The organism is Pseudomonas citri, from assembly GCF_025336485.1.
GTDB lineage: Bacteria > Pseudomonadota > Gammaproteobacteria > Pseudomonadales > Pseudomonadaceae > Aquipseudomonas > Aquipseudomonas citri.
The window spans coordinates 1-13,470 of sequence record NZ_JAODAB010000011.1 but is presented as its reverse complement, the minus strand read 5'-3'; the positions used below and the strand labels follow the sequence as shown (position 1 = coordinate 13,470).

General features: G+C 61.4%; 12 protein-coding genes. 4 read left to right on the top strand and 8 right to left on the bottom strand.

Annotation, left to right across the window (positions count from 1 at the left end; all coding sequences use genetic code 11):
• Positions 1 to 1,647, top strand: a complete 1,647-nt coding sequence (locus N4Q37_RS14210) for a cyclic peptide export ABC transporter (protein ID WP_260958636.1) — start codon at positions 1 to 3, stop codon at positions 1,645 to 1,647.
• A gap of 43 nt (positions 1,648 to 1,690) precedes the next feature.
• On the opposite strand, the gene fhuF is transcribed toward N4Q37_RS14210, so the two are convergent.
• Positions 1,691 to 2,380 (bottom strand): siderophore-iron reductase FhuF, encoded by a 690-nt coding sequence (gene fhuF / locus N4Q37_RS14205; RefSeq protein ID WP_260958635.1) that lies wholly within the window; start codon positions 2,378 to 2,380, stop codon positions 1,691 to 1,693.
• A gap of 194 nt (positions 2,381 to 2,574) precedes the next feature.
• On the opposite strand from fhuF, the gene N4Q37_RS14200 reads away from it, so the two are divergent.
• The gene (locus N4Q37_RS14200) at positions 2,575 to 4,278 is read left to right on the top strand and encodes an ABC transporter ATP-binding protein/permease (protein ID WP_260958634.1); all 1,704 of its coding nucleotides are present in this window, start codon (positions 2,575 to 2,577) and stop codon (positions 4,276 to 4,278) included.
• A 158-nt stretch (positions 4,279 to 4,436) separates the two neighbouring features.
• Here the strand turns inward: N4Q37_RS14200 and N4Q37_RS14195 are convergent, their stop codons facing one another.
• From N4Q37_RS14195 to N4Q37_RS14165, 7 genes are all read right to left on the bottom strand, one after another.
• Complete coding sequence (locus tag N4Q37_RS14195) at positions 4,437 to 5,516, bottom strand: quaternary amine ABC transporter ATP-binding protein (RefSeq protein ID WP_260958633.1); 1,080 nt, start codon at positions 5,514 to 5,516, stop codon at positions 4,437 to 4,439.
• Positions 5,509 to 6,369 carry an ABC transporter permease gene (locus tag N4Q37_RS14190; RefSeq protein ID WP_260958632.1) on the bottom strand — a complete coding sequence of 287 codons (861 nt, stop codon included), beginning with the start codon at positions 6,367 to 6,369 and terminating at the stop codon, positions 5,509 to 5,511. The genes N4Q37_RS14195 and N4Q37_RS14190 overlap by 8 nt, the downstream gene beginning before the upstream one ends.
• A gap of 120 nt (positions 6,370 to 6,489) precedes the next feature.
• Positions 6,490 to 7,569, bottom strand: a complete 1,080-nt coding sequence (locus tag N4Q37_RS14185; RefSeq protein WP_260958631.1) for an ABC transporter substrate-binding protein — start codon at positions 7,567 to 7,569, stop codon at positions 6,490 to 6,492.
• A complete protein-coding gene (locus N4Q37_RS14180) occupies positions 7,566 to 8,351 on the bottom strand; it encodes an NAD(P)-binding domain-containing protein (RefSeq protein WP_260958630.1) in 786 nt (261 codons plus the stop codon). The genes N4Q37_RS14185 and N4Q37_RS14180 overlap by 4 nt, the downstream gene beginning before the upstream one ends.
• A gap of 148 nt (positions 8,352 to 8,499) precedes the next feature.
• A complete protein-coding gene (locus N4Q37_RS14175; RefSeq protein ID WP_260958629.1) occupies positions 8,500 to 8,844 on the bottom strand; it encodes a RidA family protein in 345 nt (114 codons plus the stop codon).
• A gap of 12 nt (positions 8,845 to 8,856) precedes the next feature.
• Positions 8,857 to 9,207: a cupin domain-containing protein gene (locus tag N4Q37_RS14170; protein WP_260958628.1), complete on the bottom strand. Its 351-nt coding sequence runs from the start codon at positions 9,205 to 9,207 to the stop codon at positions 8,857 to 8,859.
• Between the two features lie 71 nt (positions 9,208 to 9,278).
• Positions 9,279 to 10,595, bottom strand: coding sequence for an NAD(P)/FAD-dependent oxidoreductase (locus N4Q37_RS14165; protein WP_260958627.1), 1,317 nt, complete (start codon positions 10,593 to 10,595; stop codon positions 9,279 to 9,281).
• A gap of 290 nt (positions 10,596 to 10,885) precedes the next feature.
• Between N4Q37_RS14165 and N4Q37_RS14160 the strand changes: the two genes are divergently transcribed.
• Entirely contained in the window at positions 10,886 to 12,529 is a 1,644-nt protein-coding gene (locus N4Q37_RS14160) for an acetolactate synthase large subunit (RefSeq protein ID WP_260958626.1), read from the top strand.
• A 75-nt stretch (positions 12,530 to 12,604) separates the two neighbouring features.
• A partial coding sequence (locus N4Q37_RS14155; RefSeq protein ID WP_260958625.1) for an aldehyde dehydrogenase family protein occupies positions 12,605 to 13,470 on the top strand: 866 nt, incomplete at its 3' end.

Sequence of the window (13,470 nt, the reverse complement as noted above, 5' to 3'; positions counted from 1 at the left end):
ATGGATCTGTTGTTACTCATGGCTAAACGCTCATGGCGCGCGCTGCTGGTGGCGACCCTGACGGGCCTGGTCTGCGGCCTCGCGGCGGCCGGGCTGATTGCCAACATCAACCACAGCCTGACGGTGTTCGACCAGTTGCGTCCGGTGGACGGCCTGTACTTCGCCGGCCTGGTGGTATTGGTCGTGGTGTCGCGGGTGATCTCCGACGTCAGCCTGCTGCGCCTGGGCCAGGCAGCGGTCAATGACATGCGCCTGCACCTGAGCGCCAAGTTGATCGACACGCCTTACGCGCAGTTGCAACGCCTGGGCAAACACCGCCTGCTGGCAATGCTGACCGATGATACGCAGACCATCAGCCAGGCGGTGGAGCTGGTGCCGGTATTGCTGGTCAACGCCGGGATCATCGCCGCCTGCCTGGCCTATCTGGGCTGGCTGAGCTTGCCGCTGCTCGGCCTGACGCTGTTGCTGATCGTCCTGGGCAGCCTCAGTTTCAACTGGCCGCAACGCCGGGCACTGACCTCGATTTCCCGTGCACGGGAGCTCAAGGACCAGTTGTTCGACCAATACCGCCTGCTCACCGACGGCAGCAAGGAACTGCAACTCAACCATCCGCGCCGGCAGCACTTCTTCACGCGCCTGCTGATACCGGTGAGCCAGCAATATCGCCGGGATTTCGTGCGGGGCATGAGCATCTACGCCCTCGTGCTGAACTGGGGCAATGCGGTGTTCTACCTGCTGATCGGCGTGGTGCTGTTCGCCGCGCCGCAGTTCATCGACCTGAGCGTCAGCCTGATCACCGGCTTTATCCTGGCAATCCTCTACTTGATCACGCCGTTGTCGGAACTGATGCACGCCTTGCCGACCCTGGGCCGGGCCAGCGTCGCGCTGAACAAGATCCGTGCCCTGGAAGGCGAGATGCAGACCGCCGACGAGGCCGATGGCAGCCTTTCTCCGACCCAGGTCCGCAGCCTGGTGTGCCGCCAGGTCAGCCATACCTACTACCGCGAGCGCGAAGACGGTCATTTCACCCTCGGGCCTATCGACCTGACCCTCAATGCCGGCGAGGTGGTGTTCATCACCGGCGGCAACGGCAGCGGCAAGACCACCCTGGCCTTGTTGCTGACGGGCCTCTACCGGCCGGAAGGCGGCGACATCATGCTCGACGAGCAAGTCTCCTCGAGCAATGACAACCACCATTACCGCCAGCACTTCTCGGCGATCTTCACCGACTTCTGCCTGTTTGAGAACCTGTTCGATGGCGACGATCCGCACCTGGTGAAACAGGCCCAGGACTACCTGATCCACCTGCAACTGGATCACAAGGTGCACGTCGAGGCAGGCAAGTTGACGACCCTGGCGCTGTCCACTGGGCAACGCAAGCGCCTGGCGCTGCTCAGTGCCTATCTGGATGATCGTCCGTGCTACCTGTTCGACGAATGGGCGGCCGACCAGGACCCGGTGTTCAAGCACTTCTTCTACACCCGGATCCTGCCGGACCTGCGCGAGCGCGGCAAACTGCTGATCGTCATTTCCCATGACGATGCCTACTTCGGCCTGGCCGACCGGTTGATCCGCATCGAGCATGGTCAGGTCAACGAGATCGCACCCCGGGCCGTTGTGGAGACGCCGGTCATGCTGCCTGTTTAAGGCAGCCGACGAACCTGTGGTGGACTGCCCCTGCTACCGGCGCTCACGCCTCTTCATAGATGTAATGCAGATAGCTCACCTGCTCCGCCAGGGGCAGGCGATGCAGTTTAGGGCAGGATTCGCAAAGCACCGGCGGCTGGCCTTCGACAGGTTCGTGCAACTGGTAGTGCAAGCAGCAATGCCGGCGCAATGGCAAACGAGGGCAGATCTGCGGCGCGGGTGATTCGACCATGCGTTGCAGGCCCCGCAGTTTCAGGCGCCCGTCATTCACCGTGACCGGCTCCAGCCACTGGTGCGCCTCGGCGAATCCGTCCCGGGACAGGTCGGGGTCCATTCGCGCGAACGCACCATCCCAGATAGCGACCATGTTGCCCCACAATACTTTCGGAGCCAGTCCCCCGGCGGCGGCCAGAGTGGTGAACAGCGGTGCCAGGTGCTCGTGGATCAGCCGCGACCAGTAGGCTGCACGCTCATCCGCGCCCAGGGCCGGCAGTCGGGTCGCCAGGCCCAGTGCCGAAGGCTGACCGTCATCGTGCAGCAGCAGCGCCTCTTCGCCCCAGAAATCGATGGCGCACTGGCGGGTCAACACACAGGCCAGGGTCGCCGGCAGGACGATGCTCATGTAGTTCATCGACCACTGCGACGCCACAGCGGCGCGGTTCACCCCCGGATAACGCAGGGCGAAGCGGGCCAGCAACGGTTGCAGCACGTCAGGATCGGCAAGTCGGCTCAACGCAATGGAAGGCTGATCACCAGTCCCCTGCCGGATAACCCGCTGTATCGGCGGCCAGGCCTGGTTGAGCCATTGTGGAAATTCGATGACGGGTCTCCCTTTCCCTAATGAATGCAAACGATTAGCATTGGCCGATCCTATCCTTCCTCATCTGCAAACTCAACGTCGTCAGCGACTGGGCTCATCAAGACCACATGCACACACTCCGCACTTTCTGGCGTCTCGCGCGGCCGTTCTGGACATCCGAGGAAAAATACCCGGCCCTGTTGCTGCTGCTAGGCACCGTGCTGATGACCCTGTGCCTGGTGGGCATCAACATCCTCAACAACTTCTGGAACCTGCATTTCTACAACGCGTTGCAGGCCCTGGACTATCACGGTTTCCTGGTCGGCAGCCTGCAATTCATCCTGCTGCAGGTCGGCATGGCCGGGTTTACCGTGGGCGCGTTCCATTTCCAGCAGAAGCTGACCGTCCGCTGGCGCCGTTGGGCCACCCGCAACATGCTCGACCAATGGCTGGGCAGCCAGCGCTACCAGAAGCTGAAACTGACCGAGACCGAGGTCGACAACCCCGACCAGCGCATCGCCGAGGACATCGACCTGTTTATCGTCAAGTCGCTGAAATTGAGCTTGGGGCTGCTGACGTCGGTGGTGTCGCTGTTCTCCTTCCTGAATATTCTCTGGCAAGCTTCGAACCTGGTCAGCGTGCCGTTCAACGACCAGTCGGTGGTCATCCCGGGGCTGCTGGTGTGGATCGCGCTGGTGTATGCGCTGCTGGGCACCGGCCTGGCGTTCTGGCTGGGGCGCGCGTTGCCAAGCCTCAATTTCATGCAACAACGGCGTGAAGCGGACTTTCGTTTCGCCCTCATCCGCCTGCGGGAAAACGCCGATTCGGTAGCCCAATACCGTGGCGAATTGGTGGAGAACGAACGCTTCAACCAACGCCTGGAGGCGGCGCTAGAAAACTTCTGGGCGCTGGTCAAGAAGCAGAAGCTGATCATGGGTTATTCGACTTTCTATCTGCGCAGCGCCACGGTCATTCCCATGTTCATCATGGCCCCGCAGTTCTTCGCCGGCGCGTTCCCCCTGGGTCGCCTGACGCAGATCAGCGCAGCCTTCGGCGAAGTCCACGCGGCCATTGCCTACCTGGTCAGCGTGTTTCCGGAGCTGTCGGAATGGAAGTCGGTGATCGACCGTTTGAACGGCTTCCAGGAGCGCCTGGATAATCTCGAGGTCACATCCCAGGTCCGGCTCGAGCAGCAGGCAGGCGGCCTCGATATCAAGGACCTGGACGTCTGGCTGCCGAACGGCCGGCAGTTATTCAAAGGCTTCAACCTGTCACTCAGGCCCGGCGACAGCCTGATGATCAGTGCGCCGTCCGGCTACGGAAAATCGACGCTGCTGCGTACCATCAGTGGGCTTTGGCCCCATGCCTGCGGCACCAGCAGCTATGACCGCGAGCAGGCCCTGACGCTGTCGCAAAAACCCTACCTGCCCCTGGGCAGCCTGCGCGAAGCGCTCTGGTATCCCAACCCGCCACGGCGCGAAGAAGATGCCGCCCTGCACCAGGCAATGGAGCAAGTCGGCCTGCAACACCTGGCCAATCAACTGGACCAGGAACGTGACTGGGCCCAGACCCTCAGCATCGGCGAACAACAACGTTGCGCGTTCGTCCGCGCCCTGCTGGCCCGCCCAACGGTGCTGTTCCTCGACGAAAGCAGCTCGGCACTGGATGCGGCAAACGAGCTGCGCTGCTATCAGTTGCTCAAGCAGGCGCTGCCGGAAACGATCCTGATCAGCGTCGGGCACAACGCCTCGCTGGAGCACATTCATTGGCAGGTTCTTGAACTCAAGGACGGGGCCCGGTGGGTGCATCGCAAGGTCAGGCAAGTGGTTTGAAACCGCGCGGGCCGCTCAGTATCGAGTGGATCTCCACTGTACCCAAGTCACTCGCAAACTGCCGGCAAGAAAGCACGGAGCCCAACACATCGGCCCCCGCTTCCTCAGGAAGACGGGGGCCGATTGTTTCAGCCGGGGATCAACGATCGTGAACGACTTCAGCGGACTACTGCAAGGGAAGGACTGCTGAAGCCTGGCACTTCATGTGCGTTGACCATGGCTTCCGCCAGCCTCCGCAGCGTCACGGCGCCGATGGGCTTGCCCAACGCATCGACCACGCAAACCTCTCCATCCGGTGCCGATGCCAACTTGCGCATCGCGTCCTCGACGGTGGTGCCCGCGGTGATCGTCAGGCCGCTTGAAGGCGCACCGGCGGACGGCTGCACCATGACGGTTTCGACCTGAAGCACGCGCCCCCGATTGACCTCCTTGACGAAGTTCGCGACGTATTCATCGGCAGGCCGCAGGACGATATCCTGGCTGGTGCCCTGCTGGATGACTTCGCCATCGCGCAGGATCGCGATCTGGTCGCCCAGGCGCAACGCTTCATCCAAGTCGTGGGTGATGAACACGATGGTCTTCTTGATTTCCTTCTGCAGGTCCAGCAGCACGGTCTGCATATCCACACGGATCAGCGGGTCGAGTGCGGAATAGGCTTCGTCCATCAACAGCACCGGCGCGTCGTTGGCCAGCGCCCGGGCCAGGCCCACGCGCTGCTGCATGCCGCCCGAGAGCTGGTTGGGATAGCGCTTCTCGAAACCCTTGAGCCCTACCCGTTCGAGCCAGCGCATGGCGATATCGATACTCTTGGAGCGCGGAAGCTTCTGGATATCGAGGCCATAGACGGTGTTCTCGAGCACGTTGCGATGGGGCAGCAAAGCGAACTTCTGGAACACCATCGCCGTCTGCAGCCGACGGAATTCGCGCAGGTCACTCTGGTTCATCTTGGCGACATCCACGCCGTTGACCAACACTTCACCTGCCGTCGGGTCGATCAACCGGTTGATGTGGCGGATCAACGTGGACTTGCCCGAACCGGACAGCCCCATGATCACTTGGATCTCTCCGGAGGGCATTTCCAGGTTGATATCCTTCAGGCCGAGGACGTGGCCGTAGCGCTCGATCAGCTCGGTTTTCGTCAGGCCTTTTTTCACCGCCTCGATGTGCGTGGCCGCATCCGGGCCGAAGATCTTGTACAGGTGACGGATCTTGATGCCGTCGAAGTGTTGATTAGCCATGGACGATCTCCCGGTGTTTCTGGAGCCTGTGCCCATAGGCCTGGCTGACGCGGTCGAAGATGATGGCGATGCCGACGATGGCAAGGCCGTTGAAGATACCGAGGGTGAAGTACTGGTTGGCGATGGCTTTCAGCACCGGCTGGCCGAGGCCTTGCACGCCGATCATCGAGGCAATGACCACCATCGCCAGGGCCATCATGATCGTCTGGTTGATGCCCGCCATGATGGTCGGCAACGCCAGCGGCAACTGCACGTTCTTGAGTTTCTGCCAGTTGGAGGAACCAAAGGCATCGGCGGCTTCGAGCACGTCCTTGTCCACCAGGCGAATGCCCAGGTTGGTCATGCGGATCATCGGCGGAATCGCATAGATCACCACCGCGATCAGGCCGGGCACCCGGCCGATGCCCAGCAGCATGACCACGGGAATCAGGTAGACGAAGCTCGGCATGGTTTGCATGACGTCGAGCACGGGATTGACCATCCGCTGGACACGCTCCGAACGGGCCATGAGGATACCGATCGGCAAGCCCATGACGATCGACAGAATGGTGCAGACGAAGATCATCGAGATCGTGCGCATCGAGTCGTCCCACATGTCCAGGTAGCCGATGGCGAGCAGCGTGACGAGCGCACCCAGCACGACCTTCACGCTCCGGCTTGCAGCCCAGGCGATGGCCAGGACGATTAGAATGATGATCGGCCACGGCGTCTGCGTCATGAACTGCTCGGACAGCAGCAAGAACTTTTGCAGGGGTGCGAAGAAGCTTTCAATACCGTCGCCGTAGCCGCGTGTGAATGACCGGAACCCATCGTCGATAGCCTGTTTCAGGCTACGCAGGGAGTCATCGTTCATATGAGGAAACTCATGAAACCAGCTCATTTTTGATACCTTTTTCCAATATTGCCGGGCTCATTCCTGTTGCTTCCCGGCCGTGATGACGCAGTGGCCGGAGCCACTGCGTCACGCTGCAAACTACAAGGCTGACTTGATCTTCCCGGCGGCTTCAGGCGATACCCACTTGGCCCACACATCCGGGTTTTTCTTCAGGAATTCCTTCGCGCCGTCGGCACCCGTGGCCTGGTTGTCGGCCATCCAGGCCAGCATGCGACTGACCATTGCGTTCGGCCAGGAACGGTGCTGGAGGTATTCATAGGCGGGGCCGGAGCGACTGGCGAACGACTTGGTCACGATGGTGTTGACCTCATCGGCAGGCCATTCGTTGGGCTTTGGATCCGGGCATTTTTCCACTTTGTTGCAGCGGTTCCACTCGGTCGCGTCGTAAGGCGCGCCGGAAGGAAGGCGCACCATCTCGTACTTGCCGAGCAGCGACGTGGGCTCCCAGTAGTAGCCGATCCAGCCCTTCTTGCGCTCATAGGCGCGCACGAGCGAGCCGTCATGCCCGGCTGCAGAGCCGGTATCGACCAGGTTGAACCCTGCTTCCTTGGCCTTGTAGGCCTTGTAGTACTGGCTGGCGATGATGGTGCCGCCCCAGCCTTGCTGACCCGCGGACCAGGCGCCTTTCGAGCTGTCCTCCGGATCCGGGAACAGTTCGGGATGCTTCAATGCATCGGCGATGGTCTTGATGTCGGGATGGGCGTCGACGATGAACTTGGGAATATAGATGCCCTGTACACCCCCTTCAGCCAGGGATTTGCTGGCGATCAGCAACTTGCCTTCTTCAATGTTCTTCTGGGTGATCGGTGGGCGCAGGCTGGTCCAGGATTCGGGCGCCACATCCGGTTTGCCCTTTTCCGCCATGGAGGTCAGGGTCGGCACGGTATCCCCCAGCACGACGCTGGCATCGCAGTCATAGCCGTTCTGCAGGATGAATTTGTCCACTTCGGCCAGTAACTCGGCCGATGCCCAGTTCATGCTGGCGATGGTGACAGCGCCGCATTGCGCGGCATTGGCAGCCGATACACCAGCAGCCAGGCCGAGCACCAGGGGCGTGGCGAAAAGGAACTTCTTGACCCCACCTCCTTTCTTGCCGGCTGCGCCCGCCCCGGCGCAAGGTGTCTGGCTGTTGAAGGACACGTCGTTTGTTTTTTTCATTTGCGGTCACCCTCTTGTGTTTTTGTTAACAGTGCATCTAGAACAATTTCACAAGCAGCGCTCCATGCTGCGTTCGCCTGGTGCAAATCAAGCATCTCGAGGCCAAGCGCCGTATAAGTGCCCGACGTGGCAATGGACTTGCCGAGATTGGCGAAAGACTGGTCTTCTCGAAGCCTGGCGTACGCAATGCAGTCGCTCAGGCTGCCAAGAATCAACTGCCGACTCTGGGCCGGATCGAAGCCCTTATCGGCGATCCAGCGATGCAGGTCATGCAGGAGGAAGTAGAACCAACCGTTCATGCAGGCCGCGACGGTCGCCAGTTCGAACTGGTCTTCGCGCTCCACCGGGACCAACGTTCCCAGGGAATCGAACAGCGTCGTGATCTCCTTCGACGGTGGATTCAGGACCACGTTGGTGCTGTTGGTTTCGGCGGCATAGGACAGCATCGAGCGGATGGTTTTATCGGTGCCGAACAAGCGCATCAGTTCACGATGGCTGACACCGGTGATGAACGACACCAGTTGGTGCCGGGGGCCGATATCGATGCTGTGGGCGAGCGATTCCAATTGGTCGGGGCGAACACCCAGCAACAGGATCCGGGAGGCGTCGACCACCGCCTGATTGTCCGCCAGCACCTCGCAATCGAAATCCCTGGCGAGACTCTGCGCCCGCTCCACATTGCGGGGGCTCAAATAGATAGGGGCCGAGTAACCACCTCTGCGCAAGCCTCTCACCACCTTCTCGGTGAGAGCACCCACTCCGAGCACGCCGATCGCCTTCATCAGATCACCTGTTTTTCTTGTTGTTGAACTGATTCTGAGACCGCGGCAATTTGCCGCCTATAAGGAAAAGGACGATTGCCAGCAGGATTTGTACGTGTAGCGAGGAGCTTGCTCGCTCGCCACACGATGACGGCTTGGCCGATGGGTATCAGCGCTGAGCCCAGCCCTGGATTTCAATCAAGTAATCGGCACTGGCCAACTGCGAGCCGACACAGGCCCGCGCAGGCTGATGCACCCCACCGACCCAGGCGTCGTACACCGCATTCATCGCGTCGAAATCTTTCATGTCGGCCAGCCAGATCTGTACGCGCATCAGGCCTTCCCGGCCGACGCCAGCCTTTGCCAGCAGTGCGTCGAGCTGCGCCAGCACGTCCCGCGTCTGTCCGGCGATGCCGACCGAACAATCGTTGGCCACCAGCCCGGAGGTTTCGACCCGGTCACCGGCGATGACCAGTTTGCTGGCCCGGTGGGATGTATCAATTCGAGTGATCATTCGCGTATTCCTTTAGAAAATCACATAGGTCTTGCGGAATTGCTCGCGAATGTCCCAGATGCCTTCGCAGTTGGCCGGGAAGAACACCGCGTCGCCGGCGCGCAACTCGACGGGCTCGCCGCCATCCGGGGTGAAGATGCACCAGCCGGAAATCACGTGGCTGAATTCGCGGTTCATGATGTGGCGACGGAAAACACCAGGGCTGCATTCCCAGACGCCAACCGAGGCGCCGGATGCTTCGAGTGTGGTGTCCTGCCCCAGGCGGGACTGGGCGACGACATCGCCAATGGGCAGCTTGGCCGGGGCCAGTTCGCCCATGGGGGATTGTTCGGCCTGTTTGATTACGGTGGGTTTGATGGACATTTGCAGATTCCTCATAAGTGTTCACGGGTGCCCCGATATCACCGATTGGTATCGGGGCGGTTGATCATCAATCAGCTTTCCCGACCGGCCCGGTACTGCCCCCAGCGCAGGTTGGCATTGATGCCCAAGGAGAGCAGTGGCTCCGGTGGGTTCGCATTCGGACCTTCGGAGCACCGCAGAAACTCGATCAGATCGTTGCTCTTGCCGGCCAGCCAATCGGCCAGCAGCGTGCCCGTACCGGTCCCCCGGGTGATGCCCAGGCCATTGCAACCGAGGGCGCCGTATACGTTGCGCGCCAGCTCACCGAAATGCCCGGCATGGTTACGGGTCATGCACAGCGCACCGCCCCAGGTGTATTCGAACCCGACGTCGGGAAGCATGGGGAAGCGCCGCTCGAAGGATTTGTGCTGTGCCTGTTGCGCCTTGGCGAGCAGGTTGGGAGTGGTCTTGCCGTTGGGGTGATAATCGAAACTGTTGCGCACCAGCAGGCGTTGATCCGGCGTGCGGCGCAGCGTGCTGCCGAAAGGATCGGCGGGAATGACGCCCCACTGCTCCTTGCCACCGAGGCGCTGCTGCTCTTCTTCAGTGAGTGGGCGGGTCATGCTGGCGTAGGTGAAGATCGGCAGCAGTCGCCCCTTGAGAAAACCGAACTGCGTGGCGAAAGCATTATTGGCGAGCACCAGCTTGTCGGCCACGACAGTGCCCTTGGCGTGGGTCAGCACGATGGGATCGGCATATTCAACCCCTGTCACCGCGCAGTTCTCGAACAACGAAACGTTGTCGGGCAGGTTGTCCGCCAGCCCCTTGACCAGGCTCGCGGGTTGCAAAAGCATCGTGCCGGGCGTGTATAACGCCCTGCGATAGAACGACGTGCCCAAATGCGCCGGCAGGTCCTGGCCCTCGATGATCTCGAACGCCTGGCCGAGGTTCTCCAGCCCGCCTCGATAGGCCTCCAGAATCCTCAGGCCCTTGTCCTCGACCGCCGCCTGGTATTTGCCCACCCGGCTCAACTGACAGTCGATGCCGTACCGGGAAACCAGCGAAGCCAGGAGGTCCTGGGCGTACAGGTTCAACTTCAGGTGCATGCGGGCAATGGCCGGATCGCCGATGTAGTCAGGCGCGCCGATATCGTGAGGCAGGTCAATCGCAAAGCCTGAGTTACGCCCCGAAGTGCCGAAGCCGACCTCCTGGGCTTCCATCAGGACGACTTCATCGTCGGGAAAGTTCAGCGCCAACTGCCTCGCCACGGCCAACCCGGTGAAGCCTGCCCCGACAACGGCCCAACGGGCGCGAACCTGGCCGCTGCGGGCAGGACGCGGAGCTCTCTTCTTGCTGAGGTGGAACCAGCCGCAGGCGTCGTTATCGGCTGGAATTTCTTTTATTTTCACGGTACTGGGGTCTCTCCAAAATCATGCGGCGATTTTGGAGCGAGCCCACTTGCGGGCCTATAACGATAATGACGATTGTCAGCAGGTTTCCCTCTCTCTCAAAGAGAAGCACAAGCAGCCCCACTAAAAGCAGCAGGGCTTGCACAGATCATTGCTCGATAGACCAGCGTTGCCCTGCTCCCCGAACCTCCCATCAGCTGTCCCTCCCGTTATATGGCTGCCGCACTGTCGGATGCGATAGTGAAAAACCGCTCATGAATGCTTCATAGAACAACGAGGTAGCAAGCAAAATGGCCAAGGCCGCCGATGTGGTTGTGCAATGCCTGGAGAACGAAGGTGTCGAGTACGTGTTCGGCATTCCCGGCGAAGAAAACCTCGACCTGCTGGAGTCGCTGCGCAAGTCGAAGATCAAACTGGTGTTGACGCGCCACGAACAGTCCGCCGGTTTCATGGCCGCCACCTACGGTCGACTGACCGGCAAGACCGGGGTCAGCCTGTCGACCCTGGGGCCCGGCGCCACCAATCTGGTCACGGCCAGTGCCTACGCGTATCTGGGCGGCATGCCGATGATGATGATCACCGGCCAGAAACCGATCAAGAAGTCCAAGCAGGGTCGCTTCCAGATCATCGATGTGTGCGGCATGATGGCCCCCATCACCAAATACACTCACCAGTTTGCCTCGGCCGACAACATTCCGGCCCGCATGCGCGAAGCTTTCCGCCTGGCTGAAGAAGAAAAACCGGGGGCCGTGCACCTGGAGTTGCCGGAAGACATCGCCGCCGAGCAGACCGACAGCCTGCCGATCCCGCCGAGCCTGCACCGCCGTCCACTGGCCGAGCACAAGGCCGTCGAAGCCGCCGTCGAAAAGCTCAAGAGCGCTCGCAGCCCGATCCTGGTGATCGGTGCCGGCGCCAACCGCAAGATGACCGCCAAGGTTCTCAAGCAACTGATCGATCAGACCGGCATTCCGTTCATCACCACCCAGATGGGCAAGGGCGTGGTCGACGAGCGCCACCCGCGCTTCCTCGGCAACGCCGCGCTGTCGTCCGGCGACTTCGTTCACCGCGCCGTCGAGGCCGCCGACCTGATCATCAACATCGGCCACGACGTGATCGAGAAGCCACCGTTCTTCATGGTCCGGGGCGGCACCGAAGTCATTCATATCAACTTCCGCTCGGCGGAAGTCGATGCCGTGTACTTCCCGCAGATCGAAGTGATCGGCGATATCGCCAATGCCGTGTGGCAGATTGGCGAAGCCCTGGACGACACCTCGCATTGGGATTTCACCCGCCTGATGGCGATCCGTGAGGCGAACGAAGCGCAGATCATCGAAGGCGCCGACGACGACCGCTTCCCGGTCTACCCGCAACGCCTGGTCGCCGACGTGCGGCGTGCCCTGCCCTCCGAAGGCATCGTGGCCCTGGACAACGGCATCTACAAAATCTGGTTCGCACGCAACTACAAGGCGCACAAGCCCAACACGGTGCTACTGGACAATGCCCTGGCGACCATGGGCGCCGGCCTGCCGTCGGCCATGGCCGCGCATCTGGTGCACCCGGATCGCCCGGTCATCTCGGTGTGCGGTGACGGCGGTTTCATGATGAACAGCCAGGAACTGGAAACCGCGGTGCGCCTGAAGATGAACCTCACGGTCATCATCCTGCGCGACGATGGCTACGGCATGATCCGCTGGAAGCAGGCCAACATGGGCTTCACCGATTTCGGCCTGGACTACGGCAACCCAAACTTCGTTCAGTACGCCCAGGCCTATGGCGCCCAGGGTCACCGGGTGGAGAGCGCCGAGGGTTTCCTGCCGCTGCTGCTGGACTGCCTGAATACACCCGGCGTGCACGTCATCGACTGCCCGGTGGACTATTCCGAGAACGATCACATCCTCAACACCGAGCTCAGAACGCGTAGCGCGCAAGTCTGACCCCCTCAATCCGTTCAGCGAACTGAACCTGTGGCGAGGGAGCTCCCTCGCCACGAATGATCAGGAACACCCCCCATGCAACTGAAAGACTCCTCGCTGTTCCGCCAGCAAGCCTATATCGACGGAACCTGGGCCAACGCCGATAGCGGCCAGACCCTCGACGTCAGCAACCCGGCCACTCTCGAAACCATCGGCACCGTGCCGAAGATGGGCACCGCTGAAACCCGCCGCGCGATTGCAGCCGCCGACAAGGCGCTGCCGGCCTGGCGTGCGCTGACCGCCAAGGAGCGCGCCGGCAAGCTGCGGCGCTGGTTCGAATTGATGATCGAACACCAGGATGACCTTGCACGGCTGATGACCGTCGAGCAGGGCAAGCCATTGACCGAAGCCAAAGGCGAAATCGTCTACGCCGCTTCGTTCCTGGAATGGTTCGCCGAAGAAGCCAAGCGCATCTACGGTGACGTGATCCCAGGCCACCAGCCGGACAAGCGTCTGATCGTGATCAAGCAGCCGATCGGCGTGACCGCCGCCATCACTCCGTGGAACTTCCCGGCGGCGATGATCACCCGCAAGGCCGGTCCGGCCCTGGCGGCCGGTTGCACCATGGTGCTCAAGCCCGCCTCGCAGACGCCCTACTCCGCCCTGGCTCTTGCCGAGCTGGCGGCACGCGCCGGCATCCCGAATGGTGTCTTCAACGTCGTCACCGGCAGCGCCGGTGAAGTGGGCGGCGAGCTGACCAGCAACCCGATCGTGCGCAAGCTGTCGTTCACCGGTTCGACCGAGATCGGTCGTCAACTGATGAGCGAATGCGCCAAGGACATCAAGAAAGTCTCCCTGGAACTGGGCGGCAACGCGCCGTTCATCGTGTTCGACGACGCGGACCTGGATAAGGCCGTCGAGGGCGCGATCATTTCCAAGTACCGCAACAACGGCCAGACCTG

Bases quoted from the DNA above. Each gene is read 5' to 3' on its own strand.
- N4Q37_RS14210 (WP_260958636.1), top strand. From the start codon at position 1: ATGGATCTGTTGTTACTCATGGCTAAACGCTCATGGCGCGCGCTGCTG.
- N4Q37_RS14200 (WP_260958634.1), top strand. From the start codon at position 2,575: ATGCACACACTCCGCACTTTCTGGCGTCTCGCGCGGCCGTTCTGGACA.
- N4Q37_RS14195 (WP_260958633.1), bottom strand. From the start codon at position 5,516: ATGGCTAATCAACACTTCGACGGCATCAAGATCCGTCACCTGTACAAG.
- N4Q37_RS14190 (WP_260958632.1), bottom strand. From the start codon at position 6,369: ATGAACGATGACTCCCTGCGTAGCCTGAAACAGGCTATCGACGATGGG.
- N4Q37_RS14185 (WP_260958631.1), bottom strand. From the start codon at position 7,569: ATGAAAAAAACAAACGACGTGTCCTTCAACAGCCAGACACCTTGCGCC.
- N4Q37_RS14180 (WP_260958630.1), bottom strand. From the start codon at position 8,351: ATGAAGGCGATCGGCGTGCTCGGAGTGGGTGCTCTCACCGAGAAGGTG.
- N4Q37_RS14175 (WP_260958629.1), bottom strand. From the start codon at position 8,844: ATGATCACTCGAATTGATACATCCCACCGGGCCAGCAAACTGGTCATC.
- N4Q37_RS14170 (WP_260958628.1), bottom strand. From the start codon at position 9,207: ATGTCCATCAAACCCACCGTAATCAAACAGGCCGAACAATCCCCCATG.
- N4Q37_RS14160 (WP_260958626.1), top strand. From the start codon at position 10,886: ATGGCCAAGGCCGCCGATGTGGTTGTGCAATGCCTGGAGAACGAAGGT.